14 protein-coding genes and 1 pseudogene are annotated in these 19,868 nt (G+C 51.0%); 7 read left to right on the top strand and 8 right to left on the bottom strand.

Translation table 11 applies throughout. The features are described 5' to 3' along the window. Nucleotides 1–263, top strand: a pseudogene (locus tag ACTS3T_RS04905) (pentapeptide repeat-containing protein); the annotation flags it as partial. A 240-nt stretch (nt 264–503) separates the two neighbouring features. Here the strand turns inward: ACTS3T_RS04905 and ACTS3T_RS04900 are convergent. Beyond that, nucleotides 504–1,238, bottom strand: coding sequence for a hypothetical protein (locus ACTS3T_RS04900; RefSeq protein WP_377964527.1), 735 nt, complete (start codon nt 1,236–1,238; stop codon nt 504–506). A gap of 490 nt (nt 1,239–1,728) precedes the next feature. Between ACTS3T_RS04900 and mnmH the strand changes: the two genes are divergently transcribed. After that, nucleotides 1,729–2,823 carry a tRNA 2-selenouridine(34) synthase MnmH gene (gene mnmH / locus ACTS3T_RS04895; protein ID WP_377964525.1) on the top strand — a complete coding sequence of 365 codons (1,095 nt, stop codon included), beginning with the start codon at nt 1,729–1,731 and terminating at the stop codon, nt 2,821–2,823. Here mnmH and ACTS3T_RS04890 read toward each other — a convergent pair. The 5 genes from ACTS3T_RS04890 to ACTS3T_RS04870 all read right to left on the bottom strand — a co-directional run bounded on the left by ACTS3T_RS04890 (nt 2,750) and on the right by ACTS3T_RS04870 (nt 9,667). Next, nucleotides 2,750–2,989, bottom strand: coding sequence for a DUF1830 domain-containing protein (locus ACTS3T_RS04890; protein ID WP_377964523.1), 240 nt, complete (start codon nt 2,987–2,989; stop codon nt 2,750–2,752). The genes mnmH and ACTS3T_RS04890 overlap by 74 nt on opposite strands. 465 nt (nt 2,990–3,454) lie before the next feature. Then, entirely contained in the window at nt 3,455–3,916 is a 462-nt protein-coding gene (locus ACTS3T_RS04885) for a phosphate-starvation-inducible PsiE family protein (RefSeq protein ID WP_377964521.1), read from the bottom strand. Nucleotides 3,917–3,926: 10 nt separating this feature from the next. Beyond that, nucleotides 3,927–6,185: a molybdopterin oxidoreductase family protein gene (locus ACTS3T_RS04880; protein ID WP_377964519.1), complete on the bottom strand. Its 2,259-nt coding sequence runs from the start codon at nt 6,183–6,185 to the stop codon at nt 3,927–3,929. Nucleotides 6,186–6,339: 154 nt separating this feature from the next. After that, nucleotides 6,340–7,920 (bottom strand): MFS transporter, encoded by a 1,581-nt coding sequence (locus ACTS3T_RS04875; RefSeq protein ID WP_377964517.1) that lies wholly within the window; start codon nt 7,918–7,920, stop codon nt 6,340–6,342. A 151-nt stretch (nt 7,921–8,071) separates the two neighbouring features. Continuing rightward, entirely contained in the window at nt 8,072–9,667 is a 1,596-nt protein-coding gene (locus ACTS3T_RS04870) for a ferredoxin--nitrite reductase (RefSeq protein WP_377964515.1), read from the bottom strand. A 687-nt stretch (nt 9,668–10,354) separates the two neighbouring features. On the opposite strand from ACTS3T_RS04870, the gene ACTS3T_RS04865 reads away from it, so the two are divergent. The 3 genes from ACTS3T_RS04865 to ACTS3T_RS04855 all read left to right on the top strand — a co-directional run bounded on the left by ACTS3T_RS04865 (nt 10,355) and on the right by ACTS3T_RS04855 (nt 13,853). Then, entirely contained in the window at nt 10,355–11,545 is a 1,191-nt protein-coding gene (locus ACTS3T_RS04865) for a HEAT repeat domain-containing protein (RefSeq protein WP_377964513.1), read from the top strand. Nucleotides 11,546–11,851: 306 nt separating this feature from the next. After that, nucleotides 11,852–12,760, top strand: coding sequence for a LysR family transcriptional regulator (locus tag ACTS3T_RS04860; RefSeq protein WP_377964511.1), 909 nt, complete (start codon nt 11,852–11,854; stop codon nt 12,758–12,760). Nucleotides 12,761–12,791: 31 nt separating this feature from the next. Continuing rightward, a complete protein-coding gene (locus tag ACTS3T_RS04855; RefSeq protein WP_377964509.1) occupies nt 12,792–13,853 on the top strand; it encodes an anthranilate phosphoribosyltransferase family protein in 1,062 nt (353 codons plus the stop codon). A 180-nt stretch (nt 13,854–14,033) separates the two neighbouring features. Here ACTS3T_RS04855 and ACTS3T_RS04850 read toward each other — a convergent pair whose 3' ends face one another. Next, the gene (locus ACTS3T_RS04850; RefSeq protein WP_377964507.1) at nt 14,034–14,921 is read right to left on the bottom strand and encodes a LysR family transcriptional regulator; all 888 of its coding nucleotides are present in this window, start codon (nt 14,919–14,921) and stop codon (nt 14,034–14,036) included. Between the two features lie 115 nt (nt 14,922–15,036). Between ACTS3T_RS04850 and ACTS3T_RS04845 the strand changes: the two genes are divergently transcribed. Continuing rightward, complete coding sequence (locus ACTS3T_RS04845; RefSeq protein ID WP_377964505.1) at nt 15,037–15,525, top strand: redox protein; 489 nt, start codon at nt 15,037–15,039, stop codon at nt 15,523–15,525. Nucleotides 15,526–15,534: 9 nt separating this feature from the next. Here the strand turns inward: ACTS3T_RS04845 and ACTS3T_RS04840 are convergent, their stop codons facing one another. Next, nucleotides 15,535–16,686 (bottom strand): quinone-dependent dihydroorotate dehydrogenase, encoded by a 1,152-nt coding sequence (locus tag ACTS3T_RS04840; protein WP_377964503.1) that lies wholly within the window; start codon nt 16,684–16,686, stop codon nt 15,535–15,537. A 338-nt stretch (nt 16,687–17,024) separates the two neighbouring features. On the opposite strand from ACTS3T_RS04840, the gene ACTS3T_RS04835 reads away from it, so the two are divergent. Continuing rightward, complete coding sequence (locus ACTS3T_RS04835) at nt 17,025–19,865, top strand: sensor histidine kinase (RefSeq protein ID WP_377964501.1); 2,841 nt, start codon at nt 17,025–17,027, stop codon at nt 19,863–19,865. Nucleotides 19,866–19,868 lie beyond the last annotated feature (3 nt).

Here is a 19,868-nt window from a genome sequence, read left to right as displayed (position 1 = left end):
ACCTCAGATCCGCCGACCTCAGATCCGCTATTTTGCTGAATACAGACTTGCATGCAGCGAAAAACCTAAATAGTCAGCAACTTGAGAGAGAGAATGCCCCCCTTATTTGCAATGCGGCACTGCCGCTAGAACTAGAAGCCTATAAGGACAGAGACTGTGAGCAGTTGCCGCAAGTTTTAGCCAATCGATATCCTATTGAGTTCACGTCACTGGATGAGGCTAAAGCTTTCGTTGACGAACAGCGGCAGCAGGAGTGGGAGTAGGGAGATGTGGGGACGGGGAGACGCAGGGACGCGGAGATGCGGAGAAGAGATGGAGGAGGTGGGAAAGATGGGGGAGGTAGGGGAGATGAGGGGATAAATTGCGCTATGTCCATACTCGCCCGATAGAATCAGCATCGAAGTGAGTATCTTTGCTCACCAGAGGTCAGGCATGATGGGTCGCTTGAACAATTAGCGGGCGACTAAACCGATAGCGGTGATGCAAAGGTAAGTGACGATTCCTCAAGCATCTATAAGCTCATCGCCAGAATTAAAAACAGCTTCAGCATTTGCAAAAAGCTCAAACACCTTGAAGTCAAAAATACTAACAGACTCTAAATCGGCTGTTGGCAAAACAACCTGAAAATCATCAATGCTAATTCCTGCAAACTGCTCCGGATTTTCAGCAATTTGTTCATATACAGGCGCATAGTCGGTCGTAACTCTAAATTGCTTCGTTTCAGACTCTCTATAGCCAGAAAACTGAGGCCAGATTAAAACAAATTCTTCCTGATTCTGAGACTCATTCAGCTTGGTGACAAAGCCGATATAAACCTTGCCGCTGCTTAGGGTGATCGCAACCTGCCTAGTTTCGCTAAAAGCTTTAGCTAGTAAAACCTGAAGGGGGCCACCAAACTCCTCAGCATAACGAATAGCCAAGGCTTCCTTATCTCGCTGCACGAAATTAAAAGGCACCCACAAAACGCCGCCTACGATAAAGGCAAATACCGAAGCATCTAGATAAGGATAAACAGCAGGAAAAAGCAGACTAAGCCACTGTTGAGCTACTGGAGAAAATTGCTTCAGTAAGCTGACAAGAAGAATAGACAGGGCTAGGAAAATAGCACCTGCGATCGCTGAATTGAAGAAAAGACGATAGCCAGACCACTGACGAGCTAAATATCTTGTGACATACCATCTTGTCACAAAAATATAACCTCCCAAAAGAGGTAAAAATAACTCATTAAGCCCAAACAATTATGACACCCTCTTTTTTCTAGAGAAGCGCAGATTTTTACGAATCTCAGCCTGTCCGGCTCTGCTTCTATAGATATCAGTTGGACGCACGTAGGGAGTTCCCCTGTAAGTCACTCTGATCTGAGGCTTAGATGACTGCTGACTTTGGGCATTCGTGTCATCACCATTTGTCGATTTGCCAGAGTTGTTATCCGATGGGTCTTTGTCCACCACTCTGCTCTTAAACTATAGGGTATCCGGATTCTAGATCACTTTTGGTTCAGTTCCATACATACTTAGAGACAACTCATCAAGATTTTATAGACACCTCAAACTCCCAACACCAAGCTATCTAAGCGAAGAGGGGAATTGGATAGAGCAGTGGAATGATGTCAATTTTGTAGGGATTAGCTTACCTTGGAATGGAGGAAAGTCATTACTTTTCTAGAAATAATTCTTTTTCAAAGCTAACTAGTAAAGATAATCAAGAAGTGGTAACGGTGTTCTGCTTGTGTCCGAATCCCTGAATATTTCAGCGTTTTTAGCCTCAACTGAGGTGCTACTAGATGTGCGTAGCCCCAGCGAGTACGCTCAGGGACGCCTCCCAGGGGCGATCAGCTTTCCCCTCTTTAGCGACGAGGAGCGGGCACGGGTCGGAACTTGCTACAAACAGGTGGGTCGAGAAGCGGCAGTGGAATTGGGGTTTGAGCTGGCTGGCCCTAAATTTGCGGCGTTTATTCGGCAGGCGAAAGAACTGGCTCCTGAGCGCAAAGTGCGGCTGCACTGCTGGCGCGGCGGTATGCGCAGCGAAGCGGTGGCCTGGGTGTTGCAGATGGGGGGCTTTGAAGTTTGTACCCTAACCGGGGGATACAAAGCCTTTCGGCGCTGGGTGCGGATAACCTTGGCCACGCCTAAACCAATTGTGGTTTTGGGGGGAATGACAGGCACTGGCAAAACCGATATTTTGCACGCCTTAGCCAAATTGGGAGAGCCAGTTTTGGATTTAGAAAGCTATGCAAACCATCGCGGCAGCAGCTACGGCGCGTTGGGAATGCCGCCGCAGCCCAGCACCGAGCAGTTTGAAAATCTCTTGGCGATGGAGTGGGCAGGCTTTGACGCTACGCGGCCAATTTGGCTTGAAGCCGAGAGTCGCCGCATTGGTACCTGCCGGATTGCCGATGAGCTGTTTCAGCAAATGGAAGCGGCTCCTACACTAGCAATAACGCGCCCGCTGGCAGAACGCTTAGATTATTTGGTTAAAATTTACGGCCATGCTAAAACTGCTGGCTTGGTTGAGGCCACCGAACGCATTCGCAAGCGGCTGGGGGGGCAACGAACTCAAGCGGCGATCGCCCTGATTCAGTCAGGCCAACTTCACGAAGCCTTTGAGATTTTGCTTACCTACTACGATCGCGCTTACACCTACGACCTAGAACGCCGCCATCAGCAGATTCCGACCCTTGATGTTGGTGGCTTGTCGGCGATCGCGGCGGCTCAAAAACTTCAGACAGCCGCTAAGCGTTTATTTCAGGCTAAGCAGGGTTGGCCGCTGCCTCAGACGAGCGCACCTCAAGCTGCTGACACGCCACTGTCTCGATCAAACTAGCGTTGGCATAGATCTCTAACTCTGCCTCGGTCGGCGCTTCAAACATCAGCCGCTGCCCTGGAAACAAAATGCGCTCAAAATACCAGTTGGCGACGTTGGCAACACGAACGACGCGAATTTGACTGCTGGCGTTGACGTAGTAGCAAGTGATTTTCTCGATAACCATTGTTAATTAATCTGACCGCTTTTAAACTTCAATACGTTTTTAATCATTCCCTGAAAGAGACTACTGCGCTTACGCCCAAGCATTGACGGCTGCAAACTCATCCTCACCGCTAAGCTCACCCCTTTAGGGGGTTTAGTCGCTAAAAGCAAAAGGCAGAGGTCAGAAAAAAAGCTTTCTGTCAAAAGCTTTCAGCCATTGAAGTGTCCTAACTCCTGTGGCGACAGCTATAGTTGGGTATTTTACCGTTCAGCAAAATCGCGATAGCGGTGTTTCGGTTTCTCTTCAAAAAGCCGCTACCCAGTAGAGCGCAGAGTAAGCCTCTCACTCTAAAAGTATGCTAAAGAAAATGCCCATAAAACGAATCATTCGGATCAGTGAACGATAGACCTATCTTTAGACATATCTTTTATTAATGGGTTCTTTGAGAAAGGCAATGATGGCTTGATCTGGCTTGGCTGAGCGACGCTAGCGATGACTGACGCGCACAATCCAGTAGCTAATGGAAAGCGCCAGTAGCGCAAAGGCCAAGCCAATTAAGCTAAGGCCAGAAATTTCTTTGAGGTCTAAAATAATCAGCTTACGGCCAATCGCGGTCAATGAAGTAGCCAGCACTAGCTCAACTTCAACGACGTGCTTTTTTAGGTAAGCCATGACATTTTCCAAAATTTCCAGCGCAATCAAAACGCTTAGAAACAAGCCAAAAAGCTCAGTCAGCGTTGTCTGCAAAAATCCATAAGAATCGAACGTCAGCAGCGATCGCGCTAGAAAAAAACCTAGATCTAGCGTGGTGACTAAAATAACCAGCACCATTGCGATCGAGAGAATTCGAGAAACCAGCCCTACGACCGCTTCTACACATTGGATAAATTTCTCATCCTCAAAGCTTGCCCGGGCTTGTTTGACCAGCTTCTGCAACTGGTTGCTCATTTATGCCATCTCAGCTCGTTGGGGTTGCTCCTGAGAGAATAGAGGATTTCGGCAGCGTTCGTAAAGCAGTTGCCCCAGCTTCTGTTAAAACCTCGTTGGCTTCCGGGTGTTCACCGCTTAGCGGCCACACTTGCACCGCACAAGCTTTAAGTTCTGGCTGCAAAGACATTGGGCAACTTTGAGCATGTGTCAGCGCGTTGCACTCAGCCGCTTCGGCCCACAAGAAACCCCAGTGCATCGGCATAAAAAGGGTACCCCGCTTGATATTTTGCGTCACCTGGACTCTGAGCTTAACGCTACCGCGAGGCGATCGCACTTCTACCCACTCTCCCGACTGAATTTCCAACTTTTGGGCATCTCGTGGATTCATTTCTAGCAAAGGAGCCGGATGCATTTTGGTGATCTTTTCAACGCGTCCGGTACGGCTTTGGGTATGCCAATGACCATAAAGTCGCCCAGTGGTCATCACAAAGGGATAATCAGCATCCGGCGGTTCCGCCAGCCCTTGGGCATGAAAAGCTGCAAACCGGGCGCGGCCATCGGGCGTGGCAAACCACAGATTTGTGTACAACCGTTTATCGTGTTTATCAACCGCTGTTTCCGCCGTTTCTGAGACAGGGCAAGGCCATTGAATTGGCCCGACGTCTGCTAATCGCTGGTGGCTGATGCCGCTCATATCACACAGTCGGCCTTGGGTTAATTGCACAAATTCGTCATACACCTGGGCAGACGACTCAAAGGCAAACTGAGATTCAAAACCCAACCGCCGCCCTACTTCTGCAAAAATTTCCCAGTCAGCTTTGGCTTCGCCGGGGGGCAGGCGAAAAGCGGGGCAGTAAGTCACCATGCGTTCTGAATTGGTCATGACGCCAGGTTTTTCGCTCCACTGGGCAGCCGGTAGCAACACATGGGCAAAATCTGCTGTCTCAGTCGGGAAATAAGCGTCTTGATAAACCGTGAAAGGCGACTTGCGCAAAGCTGCTTTAGTTCGCTCAAGGTCTGGCATACTCACCGCCGGATTTGTGGCGGCAATCCAGAAAAAGCCAACCTGCCCGTACTCTAGCCCCAGCATCATATCCCAAGCGGCCAGTCCTGGTTCTGGGCTGATGCTGCCGGGTGGTAGCTGCCAAACCTGCTCTACCTGCTGACGATGCCAGGGATCTTTAACCAGGCGATATCCCGGCAAAATATGGGCTAAGCCGCCCGCTTCTCGTCCCCCCATGGCATTGGGTTGCCCCGTCAGCGAAAAAGGGCCTGCTCCCGGTTTGCCAATGTTGCCCGTCATCAGGTGCAGGTTAATAATCGTGCGAACTTTGGCTGTTCCTTCCGAGGATTGATTCACCCCCATTGACCATAAAGACAGCACCCGCTCTGATTCCGCCCAATATTGCGCTGCTGTTTCTAAATCCTGCACTGAGATGCCACAAACTTGAGCCACTTGCGCTGGCGGATAGTGAGAAACCACCTCAGCATATTCAGTAAAGCCCGTGGTGCATTCGTCGATAAATAGAGCATTAATTTGGCCCTGCTTGAGCAAAATATGAGCGATGCCGTTGAGCAAGGTAATGTCAGTACCGGGGCGAATGGCGAGGTGCAAATCGGCGTCTTTAGCCGTTTCGGTGCGGCGCGGATCAACGACAACCAGCTTGACTTTGCGCTTATTCTTTTTGTGATACTTGCGAAAGCGGTTAAAGATAATTGGGTGACATTCGGCGGTGTTGGTGCCGATCAAAAAGGCACAGTCAGTCAGCTCTAAGTCGGCATAGCAGCAGGGGGGGCCATCTGAACCAAAGCTTTGGATATAGCCAGAAACCGCTGAAGACATGCACAGCCGTGAGTTGGCATCAAAGTTGTTGGTGCCCAAGCAGCCTTTAAGCAGTTTTTGGGCAACGTAGTAATCTTCGCTTTGCAACTGTCCTGAACCATACATGCAAATGGCTTCTGGCCCTTGCGTTTGCCGCACCCTTTGCAGTTGCTCTACGATGCGATCGAAAGCGGCAGCCCAACTAACGCGCTTAAACGGCTGGTCAAGGCTGTCTCGCATCATTGGATATTTGAGCCGATCTTTATCTAGCGCCTCAGGCAAGGTAGCCCCTTTCACACAAACCATCCCCTGACTAGAAGGATGAGCGCGATCGCCTCTAGCTTGCCAAACCGGATTGCCTTGAGAATCGCGATGAACGGCTTTGCCGGGTGAGGCCGGGGGAAGGACTTCTAAACCGCAGCCAACCCCACAGTAAGGGCATAGCGTTTTTGCCACTTCTGTCATGACAGTTTTTCCTAATGGTCTATCAATGAACCCCCCACCCGCCAAGTGGCAATCCTGAAATGTCAGGATATGGGTGAGGGGTCAGGCAGGAATTAATGCGTCAGGTTAATGCTTTCAAAGTAGGCGCTCACCCCTACAGTGTCTGCACCCTCTGCTACAGAATCCGCGCAGACTGATCATCGGGCAGGATAGAGGGATGTCCGTGAACTGCTACGACCTCTTTTTCGCCCTCGTGGAATTCTGCGAAAGACCCCTTAGGCTCTTTGAGGATGAAGAAACAGAGGAAGGCCACAATTAGAGAGGCAATGCCCAAGGTTTGGAAAAAGATGCTGTTGCCGATGTCTCCTTCCGGTAGCAAGCTATACAGGGTCAGGTATGCAACTGCGCCGACGTTGCCATAAGCGCCAACGTTACCCGCAATCTGACCTGTAATCCGCCGCTTGACTAAAGGCACAATTGCAAAGGTTGACCCTTCACCAGCTTGCACAAAGAACGAACACGCCATCGTCAAAATGACCGCCAGCACCACCATAAAGGAGCCACCGCCACCCAGCGAATCCCGAATGGAGGGAATGCTGCTCATAACCAGGTAACCAATTCCCATACACAGGGTCAAAATCCCCATCGTCATTTTGCGGCTACCCAGCTTGTCAGAAATTAAGCCCCCACCAGGACGGGCAAATAAGTTCATGAAGGCGTAGCTAGCGGCCAGCATGCCAGCCAGGGCTTTACTTAACCCAAAAGTTCCTTCAAAGAAAGCCGGCAGCATCGAAACCACCGCTAGCTCAGACCCAAAGTTGACAATGTAAGTCAGCTCTAGAATGGCTACCTGTTTGAAGGCGTAGCGATCTTCAGCCGGATACTGCTTGCGGCCTGCTAGCAAATCTTTGTTGACCACCCAGCAGTTATACGCCTGGAATAAGTAAAGGCCGATCAGCGCCAAAATGGAGATGGTAAAGGCAGACGGTGAGAGAAAGCCCACTTTTTGCAAACGCCAAGCCAGCACCATCAAAATGCCAGAGAGGGGCACGTTCATCAGCATGAGGAACCAGAAGTCGCGCACGGTCGTTACTTCCATGCCGCGCGCACTAGCTGGCCGCTGATAGACTTTACCCGGCGGCGTATCTTGAACGCTGAAGTAGTACAGAATGCCGTAGAGAGCAGCAATAATACCCGTACCTGCGATCGCCAGACGCCAGTTTAGCAGCGGCCCATCCGGAACCGGAAAAGCTCCAGGGAAAAAGCTAAGGAAGCTAGCCACAGCAACCAGGGTAAAGGCTGAAAAAGCTGAACCAAAGTTGCCCCAACCGCCATAAATACCTTCGGCCAAACCAATTTCTTTGGGCGGGAACCATTCTGCCGTCATCCGAATGCCAATTACAAAACCAGCCCCGACGATGCTAAGCGCTAGACGAGCCGCTACCAGTTGACCAAAGTTTTGAGCGGCGGCAAAAGCCAAACAAGGAATGGCCGCATACATGAGCAGTAGCGAATAGGTCAGACGCGGCCCGTATTTATCTAGCAGCATGCCGATAATCACCCGTGCGGGTACAGTGAGGGCTACGTTGCAAATGGCGATCGTACGGATTTGACCTTCATCTAAACCAAAGTCTGCTTTGATGGCAGTCGCCAGCGGCGCTAGGTTAAACCACACCACAAATGACAGGAAAAAGGCAAACCATGTCATGTGGAGAATTTTGTAGCGCCCTCTAAAGGACAGCAATTCCGTGAGCATCTATGCTACTCTCCTAGTAAATCAACTTATTTGCTTTGGCTCTTGGCAAGGACTTTGCCAAGAGTTTTTGTTAGCTCAAACGAGGTTTCTCAGCGATCGCTGAGCTTCATAACCCGGAGAAGTCAAACGCAGACTCCCCCAGTGAAGATTGTTAGCCATGGGCGGAGCTAGGCTGGCTCAAGTCGCTTTTGGGTTCAGCGTTGAAGCGTTCTACGAGCAATGCTTTCAACACATCTTTGAGTTCATCGCAGGGGACAGCTTGCCGCACGCGATCGCCTAAATGAGCGTCTTTGCCCACTTTTCCGCCCATGTAGATGTCAACGGCTTCTACCGTTTTGCCATCTTTGCGGGTTTTGGTGCCCATAAAGCCAATATCAGCCACTTGTGGCTGGCCGCAAGAATTAGGGCAACCCGTCCAGTGAATTCGCACGGGTTGATTTAAGCTGAGTTCCGCATCCAATAACCGAGCCAATCCCAAAGCTCGCTGCTTGGTTTCTACCAGCGCAAAATTACAAAACTGAGCGCCTGTGCAGGAAACCAGCGATCGCGTCAGCGGAGCAGGCGCGATCGAAAACTTCTTCAGCAAGGGTTCTTGCAAAAAGGTTTCAACCCGAGAATCGGGGATATTGGGCACAATGACGTTTTGCTCGACCGTCAAGCGCAACTCCCCGCTACCGTAAACTTCTGCTAGCCGCGCCAGGTCAAACATATCTTCGGCTTGCAAGCGCCCTACAGGCACATGCAAACCCACGTAATTTAACCCAGACTGCTTCTGAGCGTAGACGCCGATGTGATCACGCTTGTCCCAATCCATCGCGTCTTCAGGCGCATCTGACAGCAGCGGCTTGCCAAATACCTTTTCTACCTCAGCGCGAAACTGCTCTAAACCCCACTCATCAATCAACCACATCAGCCGCGCCTTTTGGCGATTAGCCCGTAAGCCATGATCGCGGTACACCAGCAAAATGGCTCGACACAGTTCTACAACATCATCGTTAGGCGGTACCCACGCTTTGAGCGGAATCGCCGCTTCACAACGTTTAGCCGAGAAAAAGCCCCCGACTAAAACGTTGAAGCCCAAAACTCCCTCGCGGTAAGCAGGCACAAAGGCAATATCGTTAATTTCAGCGTGAATGGAGTTGTCTCGTCCGCCTTCAATGGCAATGTTGAACTTACGGGGTAAATTGGTAAAGGCGTAGTTACCAACTCCATTGCCAGTAATCATATCCTGTACTTTGATTACCAGCCCTTGCGTATCAATCAGTTCGTCAGCATCAATACCCGATACCGGAGAACCCGTAATGTTGCGCACATTATCCATCCCCGATTGCACAGAGGTCATGCCCGCATCGCGCAGTTGCTGAAAAATATCGGGAATATCTTCTAGGCGGATACCCCGCAATTGAATATTTTGGCGGGTAGTAATATCGGCGCTGCCATCATCACCATAGCGCTGAACAATCTCAGCTAGCACCCGCAGCTTATAGCTAGAGAGAACACCGTGAGGCATGCGCAGGCGCAACATAAACTTACCTGGGGTAACGGGACGAAAGAAAACGCCCAGCCACTTTAGCCGATGGGTTAGATCAGTTTCATCGACCGCTTCCCAGCCAATTTCCGCAAAATGCTCTAGCTCGTCTTTTACATCCAAGCCGTCTTTGACAGCTTTGAACTTTTCAAATTTGTTCAGCTTAACGTCTTTTTGAACTGCGTTAACGGCTGTATCAACCACGGCTTCACCTAACATTAGCTGCAAATAAAGGCAACTGAAATTAACAACAACAGGCTTAATATACTGACATTCCGAAATTCGTTATTCCCGAAGCTTGAGCCTTAAAAACCTTGAATTTTTGATGTCAATATTGCCTCAAAAACTATCGAAACAACCCGTCGAAAACAGTAACATCAGTCACTAAAGAGAACGCGCTCAAGGCCAAGCAATTTCACCAACCAGTGGATGAAAAATTGAGCCTGTCCCCAACAAGTCACTTTTACACCCACTGGTCAGGGTTGAAGGAAACGGACGCCAAGCAATTCAGGTTCAAGTTGTTTATCCCGAATTGAGAACTCACATTAGCCAAGTCAAACGGGAGATTTTGTATTTTCAGACACAGTTTTGTAAAGAATTTGCAATAATCGCATAATCAAAATGCGAAAACAGAATCGAGTCTGGAGTTGCTTTTGGGGCTGAGGTGGGGCTGTTGCTGAAATGTTGATTACGCATAAGATTGCCGATGAACTTGCATAATAGGGCGACTATCCCCTTGTCAAAAAAAGCTTTATTCTCAAAAATGGCAGGCAGAAGTCAATCGTTTTGTCTGACCCCAATTGCTGACATTTCATGGAGAATAACTGCCGACTGATGCGGGCACTCCTGACAAAACGGGACAGGGCGTTAAGTCAGATTCAGCAGCTTTGAAGAGGTCTAACACTTTTGCAGCAGTCACTCACTCAATCTGAACAATCGACTTGCCTAAGTCCAGTTGCGGCAGCGATCGCGGCTTTAGAAACAGGAGATTTTCAAAGCCGTTGGGAAATTACCAAGCACATTCGCGAGTTAGGGACAGAAGCAGTGCCAGCGTTGATTGAGCTGGTGCAAGATAAAACGTTAGATTGGGAAATTCGCTGGTTTGCGGCTCGCCTTTTAGGAGAATTTGATCAGCCTGCGGTGGTGATTGCCCTAGCTCGACTGCTGGCAACGAGCGACGATGAAGCGCTCTGTGAAATTGCCGCTGAAGCTTTGGCTCAAATTGGCTCCAGTGCCATTACGGTTTTGGCACAGTCGTTAGCTGAAGCCAGCCAGCGCCCGTTTGCCGTGTATGCCCTGGCTCGGATTCGCACAAGCGCCACCATTGACCCGCTGCTGAGCGTTACCACCGATGCCGACGCCACCATTCGAACCCAGGCAGTTGAAGCTTTAAGTAGCTTTCGCGATCCCCGAATTCCGCCCGTTTTAGTGCAGGCGTTGAGCGATCCGGCAGCGGCGGTGCGAACTGAGGCGATCGCAACTTTAGGTCGCCGTAAAGACCTAGTTGAATCGCTCAATTTAGTCGAACACTTACAAACCCGTTTATGGGATCTCAACCCAACCGTCTGTGCCCAGGCGGCGATCGCTTTGGGGCGTTTAGGCACCCCGGCAGCAGCAGCAGCCCTTGGTCGGGTTTTGCGGCTAGCCCATACGCCAGCCGCGCTTCAGCTAGAAATTGTGCGGGCGCTGAGCTGGATACTCACAGAACCCGTGATTCAAACCTTGATCGCCGCTTTTGAAAAAGTACCTGAAGCGGTACAGCAAGAAACCTTACGGGCATTGGCTAAAGTTAAACAGCCCGCGCTGCAAGCAACGGTGGTCAATACCTTACTCACCTGGCTGCACCAGCCCGACCTGAGCGACCCTAACCGCCAGACTTTGATTATGGCGCTGGCAAATTTGGGCGATCGCCGCTCGCTTGATAGCTTAATTTTGCAGCTAGCCCATCCGCAAAAACGAATTTATCTCCACGCGATCGCCGCCCTCAAGCAACTGGCCGCTGACCAAGCCCAGCAGCGCCTAAGCCAAAAATTGCAGCAGCCCACGCTGTCACCGGAGCTAAAGCAAGCGCTGCAAAAAGCTTTGCAAGAATGGTAGGCTGAAATCATAAAATTAAGAAAAAATTAAGACCAGCGCTGGCAAAGGCATTGAAATCCAGCGGCTGAAGTTCAACCTGTATCGAATATTACCAACTGAGTGCCTTAGATCCGCTAGGGTTAGCGTGATTACTGAGTTACGAGTTTGGTTTTTAGTGTAGGTATAGGCAGCGTTGAGGCGATCAGTCGGCTTGTGCCGAATTATCTTTGCAAATTTGCCTTTAGCTCAGCGCCTGCTTAAATTCACCGTTAAATCCACGAATTTTTTGAGATTGGCTACTGCCTTTTCCGCCTCTTTTTCATTCCTATGCGCCTAGAGCAACTGCAGGCTTATCTGGCCATTGCTGAAACGGGCAGCTTTCAGGCTGCTGCTCGTCGCTGTGGCGTGACTCAATCGACCATTAGCCGTCAGATTCAGTCGTTAGAGGCTGAGTTAGGCGTTTCTCTGCTGCATCGCACGGCTCAGGTCAAACCGACGGTTGCGGGTGATTTTCTATTGCCCCGCGCCCGCCGCATCTGCCAGGAGTGGAAACAAATCACCCAAGAACTCGAAGATTTAATGCTGGGCAAACAGCCAGAACTGTGTGTAGCGGCGATTCATTCGGTTTGTTCTCACTTTTTGCCTGCTATTTTGGGTCAGTTTGCCAAGCGCTATCCGGAGGTGCAGCTTAGAATTACCGCCTTAGGCAGCGATCGCTCTTTGAAAGTGCTACGCGATGGGCTAGTGGACGTTGCAGTTGTAATGAACAATCCGCTGCTTACCACCAGCGCTGAGATGGTAGTGACCTCGCTGTATGAAGAACCCGTCGAGGTGTTGATGGCCGCTCGTCACCCCCTCAGTCAATACGGGCAGGTTCCCTGGTCGGCCATTGTGCAATATCCCCAAGTGACGTTTAAGGATGGCTACGGCATGCAGCGATTGGTACAAAACCAATTTCAGCAGTATGGGGCAGAACTCAAGTCAGCTTTAGAACTGAATACGCTAGATGCCTTTCGCGGTGTGGTGCGTCAGGGTGAATTAATCGCGCTGCTACCGCAATCTGCCTTAGCCGAAAGCCGTCAAGATTCTACGCTGGCCGTTCGCCCTACCGAGTCTCCCTGCCTAACGCGTCAGGTAGTCTTGGTGACGACGGCAGATCGTTTGAAGATACCTCCGATTCAGCACTTTTGTGAGCTAGTGCAGCGGGCCAAACTTCCGGCCCTGGCAGTGGCTTAGCCAGTTTATTTTCTTCTACACGTTTTAAGCTATGAGCCAGGCATTTCGTTCGCTTCTTCAAAAAGTTGGCAGTGGCAGCCACACCTCCAAAGACTTGAGCCGCGCTGAAGCGGCGATCGCCACTTGCATGATGCTCGAGCAAGAAGCCACCCCCGCCCAATTAGGCGCGTTTATGATTGCTCACCGGATCAAGCGCCCGACCCCTGAAGAACTAGCAGGTATGCTAGATGCCTATGATCAGCTAGGGCCAAAACTAACAGCGATTGAATCTGCCTATCCGGTTACGGTTTTTAGCGTCCCCTATGACGGGCGATCGCGTACGTTGCCCATTAGCCCTTTAACCGCTTTGATGCTGGCGGCGGTAAAAGCACCCGTAGTTTTGCACGGTGGCGATCGCATGCCCACCAAATACGGACTGCCGCTGATCGAAATTTGGCAAGGCTTAGGCGTCAACTGGCAGCAACTCAGTTTGGCTCAGGCTCAACAGATGCTAGCCGAAACAGGGCTGAGTTTTGTTTATCTGCCTCGCCATTTTCCTCAAGCGCAGGCAATGGTGCCTTACCGCGATCAAATTGGTAAACGCCCCCCCTTTGCCACAATTGAAATTATGTGGTCGCCCTATGCGGGCAACACCCACTTAGTCAGCGGCTTTGTCCATCCCCCCACCGAAGAACGAACAGTCGCTAGTTTGGCTCTGCGTAAGCGACCCTTTTTTACCACCGTTAAAGGGTTAGAAGGCAGTTGTGACCTAGCTCGCAGCCGCACAGCGATTATTGGTCTGGGGCAGATCAACGGCATGTTTGATCGGCTGTTGCTCAGTCCGCGAGACTACGGCTTTAGCACCGAAGACCCGCCCCTGCTAGAAGAGGCCGACGCGATCGCGGCTTTGCAAAGCGTGATTGACGGTAAGCCCAGCGAAGTAGCCCAGTCAGCCATTTGGAACGGAGGGTTTTATCTGTGGCGCTGTGGCGTCTCCCACACGTTAGAAGCAGGCTTTACCCTGGCTGAAAAATTGGTGCTGCAGGGGCAACTGCAGCAAAAGCTCGCCGAAGTTCAAGAAGCGATCGCGGCTCAGGTACTCGTCACCTCTTAGTCAACCCGTTACCCTGAACCCACTTCAAACTTCTGACAGCTATGACTCTCTAGCGATCGGTTTCGGCAGAAAATTTTAGCGGTAGCCACCAGCGTTGAGACACCTCAATGGCTGCAAGCCGCTGACAGAAAAGCTTTCCTTCTACCCTTTGCTTTCTGCCCTTTGCCCTTTGCCATAGCGCTAATCAACCGCCGTTTTTGCCAGTGCCCCCTGGCTTTGCAACACTTCCAAAAACGCTTTAACCGAAGGTGGATGGGGAGTATTTACCAAAGTGGCAGCTCCGATCACCCGTTCTAGCGGCACGGGTAGCGATCGCACCTGCACACCAGCGGGGATGGGCAAGGCAGCCAGCCGAGGCAAAATTGCCGCCCCTAACCCCTGAGCCACCATGCTGACAATAGTAGAGTCTTCTTTAATCAGGTAGGCTACCCGCAAAGGCTGATCCCAGCTTGCCCAGTGGTTGCGCACGGCTGACGTACATTCTGCATAGTTCAGTAAGATAAAAGCGTGCTGCGCTAGCTCTCGCCAGGTCAGTTGGGCAGGCACAAAGCCAACGGAGTGGGGTAACAAAACCACGTACTCGTCACGGGCGATTTCCCAGGTATAAAACTCTTCTGAACGGGGTAAAGGAACCAGCCCAATATCGGCTTCGCCAGCCTGAAGCGCTTTTTCTACCCCTGCCGGGTCGTGCTCACTGATCGACACGTCTACATGGGGGAAGCGCTGGCAAAAGTGAGCAATAATGGGAGGCAACAAATGGGTGGCCGCACTGCGAAAAGAAGCAATTCGCAACTGGCTACCGTATAGCCCTTTTTCTAAGTTAACTTCATATTCAATGTGTTCTCGTAGCTCTAAAATTTGATCGGCGTGCCCCATAATACGCTCACCAATGCGCGTCAGGCGGGCACCAAAGCGTCCTCGCACCAGTAACGGTACGCCCAGTTCAGCTTCTAGCGAAGCGATCGCCCGACTGACTGCAGACTGAGAAATATCTAATTTAAGCGCGGCATCCGAAAAGCTACCACAGCGGGCGATCGCCGCCAATATTTCTAATTGAAAAATGTTCATACATTACATCTATTCGCTTTGCGCATAGATGCGACTCGGTGAGGTTTTTGTCGTTCATCAAACGTAAAGATAGCTTAGTCAATAAGCCGTTAGTTTATCCACATCCGTTTGAGCTATGTTCGAGTTGCTCGCTTTTAACAAATTTCGCGACACGCCCAATGTACGGTTTTTTGATATTACCGTTGGCCGTTCTAATGCCCGTGATTTAGTTTTTCATGATGGCCCCGCCATTAGCCCCCACAACAGCGCTGAAGGAGATTGGCAGTTTTATTTACATCCCCACCAAGAAGACAATTTGTTAGCCGTTAGCGGTGGGCGAACGTTTGATTTAATCAATTTCACCTGGGCTTATCCTTATCACCGGGTACGTTTAGAAGCCAACCGGGCAATTTTGCGCATTCCCCCCGGCACTTTTCACCGCTCGGTTTCTGACCCCAAAGGGTCTTTAGTGCTCAATCAAGCCATTAGAAGCGAAGCCGCTTCTTTGCAAAATGAATTTCGAGTTTACAATACGCGCCAAATTCCGCGCCTGCGGGCACTGTTAGCCTCCGGTTTGCCGCCTCAAACTCACGGTTTTGACGAACCCTATCTTCAAGCCGCTTAGCCGTTGGCCTTATTGCTTGTGGGCTAACCCTACCGCCTGCGAAAGGTGCGTAAGCTGGTGGTCTTCTAGCTTTTGCAGCAGCCCGCTTAAAATGCGCCGAATCATACCTGGCCCTTCATAAATCCAGCCTGTATAAACCTGGACGAGAGAAGCGCCAGCCGTAATTTTTTCCCAGGCATCAGCGGCTGTAAAAATGCCCCCCACCCCAATAATCGGCAGTTGCCCCTGGGTTTGCTGCCAGATCGAGCGGATCACTTCAGTCGATCGCGATCGCAACGGGGCACCACTAATCCCCCCTGCTTCTGTGGCAACGGGTTGGCCAGTAGCGGTTAAAATCCGCGTCTTTAAGGCTGTACGGTCGAGGGTAGTGTTGGTCGCAATCAGACCCGCTAGCCGATAGGCCAAAGCCAAATCGACAATAGCCGCGATCGCCGCTTGATCGAGATCTGGGGAAATTTTGACCAGTAGCGGCTTTTGGCCTTGGTTAACTTGTTCAATAGCGTCGAGAATAGCTGCTAGCGAGTCAGTCGCCTGAAGCGATCGCAACCCTGGCGTATTCGGAGACGACACATTAATCACAAAATAATCTCCCCACCCCTGAAGCAGCCGAAAGCTGTTTTGATAGTCAGTTGCAGCCTGTTCTAGAGGCGTAACCTTAGACTTGCCCAGATTAATACCCAGCGGCATAGGCACCGCTTGAGGGCTACGAAGCTGTTGCAACCGTTCAGCTAGCGCGGCGGCTCCCTGGTTGTTAAATCCCATGCGGTTTAGTGCCGCGTCATCGGCTGGTAAGCGAAACAGACGCGGTTGGGGATTTCCCGGCTGGGCTGCAAAGGTAACCGTCCCCAATTCCGCAAACCCAAAACCCAGCGACGCCCAGGCTCGAACACCGATGCCATCTTTATCAAAGCCCGCCGCCAACCCCACCGGATTGGCAAATTCCAGTTGCCAGAGGCTCTGCCGGAGGCGCGGATCGCTCAGGGTATACGTTCGTTGGAGCCAAGCCTGATAGATCGAAGGCTGGTCAACCGTAGCGGCATTTGGCCCAGGCTGCGTCATCCAGGCAAGACTGCGCAAAGTTTGCTGATGTAACCATTCTGGATTCGCACCCGGTAGGGCAAACAGCAGCGGTCGAATCAAACTTGTATAAATGTCTTGCAAAAACTCTCTCCTTGGCCTGATCTTTCAAAATCTTTGTCAAGATAGCGGTTAGTTAATCTCGTAAAACTGCTAAGTCTGTTAACCACACGCTGTTATCAATCAGTCACCTCTGCTATAGCTATTGGCATCATCTTAAAAGCATGGGTGCATTAAATTAAGCAAGCGGGGCAAGAATTGAGCCAGTAAACTGAGGTCGATAGATCTGCATAGTGGTATATTTCCCGATCTATTAAGTAATAGAAATGAGGATGACTAGACCTGTCAGCGATCGCGGCAGAGACTTCTCAATTCTGGCAAACAGGGAAAAATGATCTAGGCCGTTAAGGAGTCAATAGGGCATGGGGCAGCCAAAGGCACCAACCAAGTTTGACAAGCAAGTTGTGGCTTTAGGGCGAATTCTGCAAACTCTGCGGGAGTTGGAGGATTTAGAACCCTTAATTGAGGCTGTCCTGGAGTATGTCAGCGCCGAGTTTGAATATCCTTTCCTCTGGATTGGCCTATACGACCGCGTCAACCATCAGCTTCAGGGTCAGGGGGGGCGTAGCGCCGCACCGATTCGCCTGATGCATCAGATGATTTCGCTAAGTCCAGGCGATTTGATGGAACAAGTCGTTATTCAGCAGCGGCCTTTAGCGGTACCCGATTTACGCGCCGAATCGAGAGCAGGAACCTGGGCACCCATCGCAGAGCAGCAAAATATTCAGGGAACGTTGCTTTTTCCCATTCGTCATCGCCATACCTGCTTAGGCGTAATGCTTTTGGCAACCGAACAGTGGGGCATGTCGCCTAGCGCCTCGCAGCGGGCTGTTTTAGCCCTGGTTTTGGGCGCTTTGGCCGAAGCGCTTTATTTGCACGAGCAAAATCAGCAGCAGTTGAAGCTGAAGCGGGCTGATCAACCGCTTTTGAGCTTGCTAGAAGCGCTTGAGCCACTAACCCATTTAGAAGATCGGCTCAAAACCGTTGTGCAAATAACGCATCAGTTTATCGCGCCTTCACGTACCAATATTTACTGGTTTGCACCTCAAGAAAGATTTTTTTGGCATCGGGTAGCCTACCACCGTACGCGACCAACGATTCATACTATCGAAAGTCATCCTGCCGATTCGCGCATCGAAGTCAGCCAAGTCAAGGGATTTTATCAATCGCTACAGGCTAATCAGCTTGTGGTCATTGGGGAAGCCCAAACATCGCTCAATACCACCGTTACCAGCTTGTTGATGCAGCAGCTCAGGGCGCGATCGCTCATTGCTGCCCCCATTCGGTTTCAGTCTGAACTGTTGGGGTTTATTTCAGTCGAAGGCGAACAGGCACGCATTTGGACGGAGGCAGAACGGAACTATCTACAGGCAGCAGCGCGACTGGTAGGCTTGGCCATGCCAACGGCAGAAATGGAAGCCAAAGTGGAAGAAGTTAAGGCCAATCAGGTGCTAACTGCTACCGTCTCGCGCAGCATCCACAGCCATGAAGACTGGCGCAAAACGCTAGATTTGTGCGCGAAAGAACTTTGCCCCCGCCTGCAAGCCGATCAGCTAATGGTTTTGCTTTACAACTCTGAGCTGGCAGGCTTTGAGCTGTGTTACTACAGTCGGACTCAGGTTTCTCGCTTTGCCCGCACACCTTGGCCGCCGCTCAGCGATGTTGACTGGCAAATGCTAGAGCGCAGCCAAGATGCCATCTGTATTGAAGATCTCGAAGATGAGCTAAAGCTATTAGCTTGGCAGCCTATCCTGGCTGAGATGAAAGCGCGATCGCTGATTGTTTGTAACGTTTCGATGGGGCATGCACCGGAAGGATTACTTATTGTTAGCAGTCGTCATGCTCACAGTTGGAATCAGCTCGACAGATCTTTGGTACAGGTCGTCAGCCAGCAGGTGGGTCTGATTTTGCATCAGTGGCAACTGCAACGACAGGTCAGCCAGCAAATTCAGCTTTACCAGACCATGCAATGGGGCTTGCAAACCATTCAGCGCACCTTTCAGCTCGACCAGCTAGAGCAAGGAACGCTGGAGTATATTGCTAAGCTCTTACGGGTGCCGCTGATTGGCTTAATTAGCTGGGTTGCTGACCAACCAGAAGCCCGCATTACCTGCACCGTCATCAAGGAAAAGTCGTTTGATCTGGTAACCACAGCCACCATCCCAGTTGCTTCAGACGCCATTGTTAGTTGGGCCTTGCAAACAGAAGGGTTGCTACCGCTAACCTTAGAAGACCTGCCCGACAATAGCCGTCAGTGGCTACGAGCGCCCACGGGTAGCAAACTGCTGGCAATGGCTTTAAAGACCGCTCCAGAGCATACCTGCAACGCCGTCCTGATTTTGGCAGACCAAAGCGATCGCCGCTGGTCAGAGTATCATCTCAACGCTCTAACTCTGCTGGCAAACCAGCTAGCCTGGTCGCGTCGCCATTTGGGGTTAGTTGAAATGCTACTAATTCAACGAGAGTCGCTAGAAGCTCTCAACTGGTACAAACAAAAGCGCTTTGGCGAAGTTCATCGACTGATTGAACACAGCGTCCGTCGCCTCAACGAACTCAGCGTCCAAAAAAGTACGCCATCTAGCCCTCAGTATCAGCAGGTCTTGCGGCAGTTGGGCAGCTTGTTGACCACGCTAGCCCCCATCTTGAAACACGAAGACTGGCAGCTCCACAGCGAGTACGAAACCACGCCGCTAGCGAGTCTGCTCAACCGCCTGATGGAGCGGGCACGCACCGCCATCGAGCGGCAGCAGCTTTGGGCCAAAGTTCACAACGACAACAACCTCACCATTGGCGGTGATATTCCCAAAATTGAATTTATTTTGTACGAATTAATGGCAGCCGCCTGCGATCGCTCAGCCGTTGGCGGCAGAATTGACATTTGGTGTCGCCCTCACAACCGCGACTGGATTGAAGTCGCCATTACCGACAGCGGCATCATTGACGACGCCCTGATTGAAGAACTGCACTCAGGCCGCCCAGAAGACCTGCTAGCCCCCTCTCAGCTAGAAGATCCCCCTGGGTTGCATTTTGCCATTTGTCAAGCGCTGATGCAGAAAATGGGAGGCGAACTGAACTTGTTTAAGCTAGACGATGGCCGCGTGTTAAGCCGGGTGATTTTACCCATTGCTCACAAAAATCCGGCTCGACGGGTGCAAATCGACGGCCCCACCAGCAAACCCTTTTCACGTCGTCAGGGGCGCTAGCAG

It is taken from the genome of Almyronema sp. (genome assembly GCF_052168255.1).
Lineage (GTDB): Bacteria > Cyanobacteriota > Cyanobacteriia > Phormidesmidales > Phormidesmidaceae > Sphaerothrix > Sphaerothrix epifaneia.
Note: the sequence above shows the minus strand (reverse complement) of the source record. Positions and strands in the feature narration are given on the sequence as shown.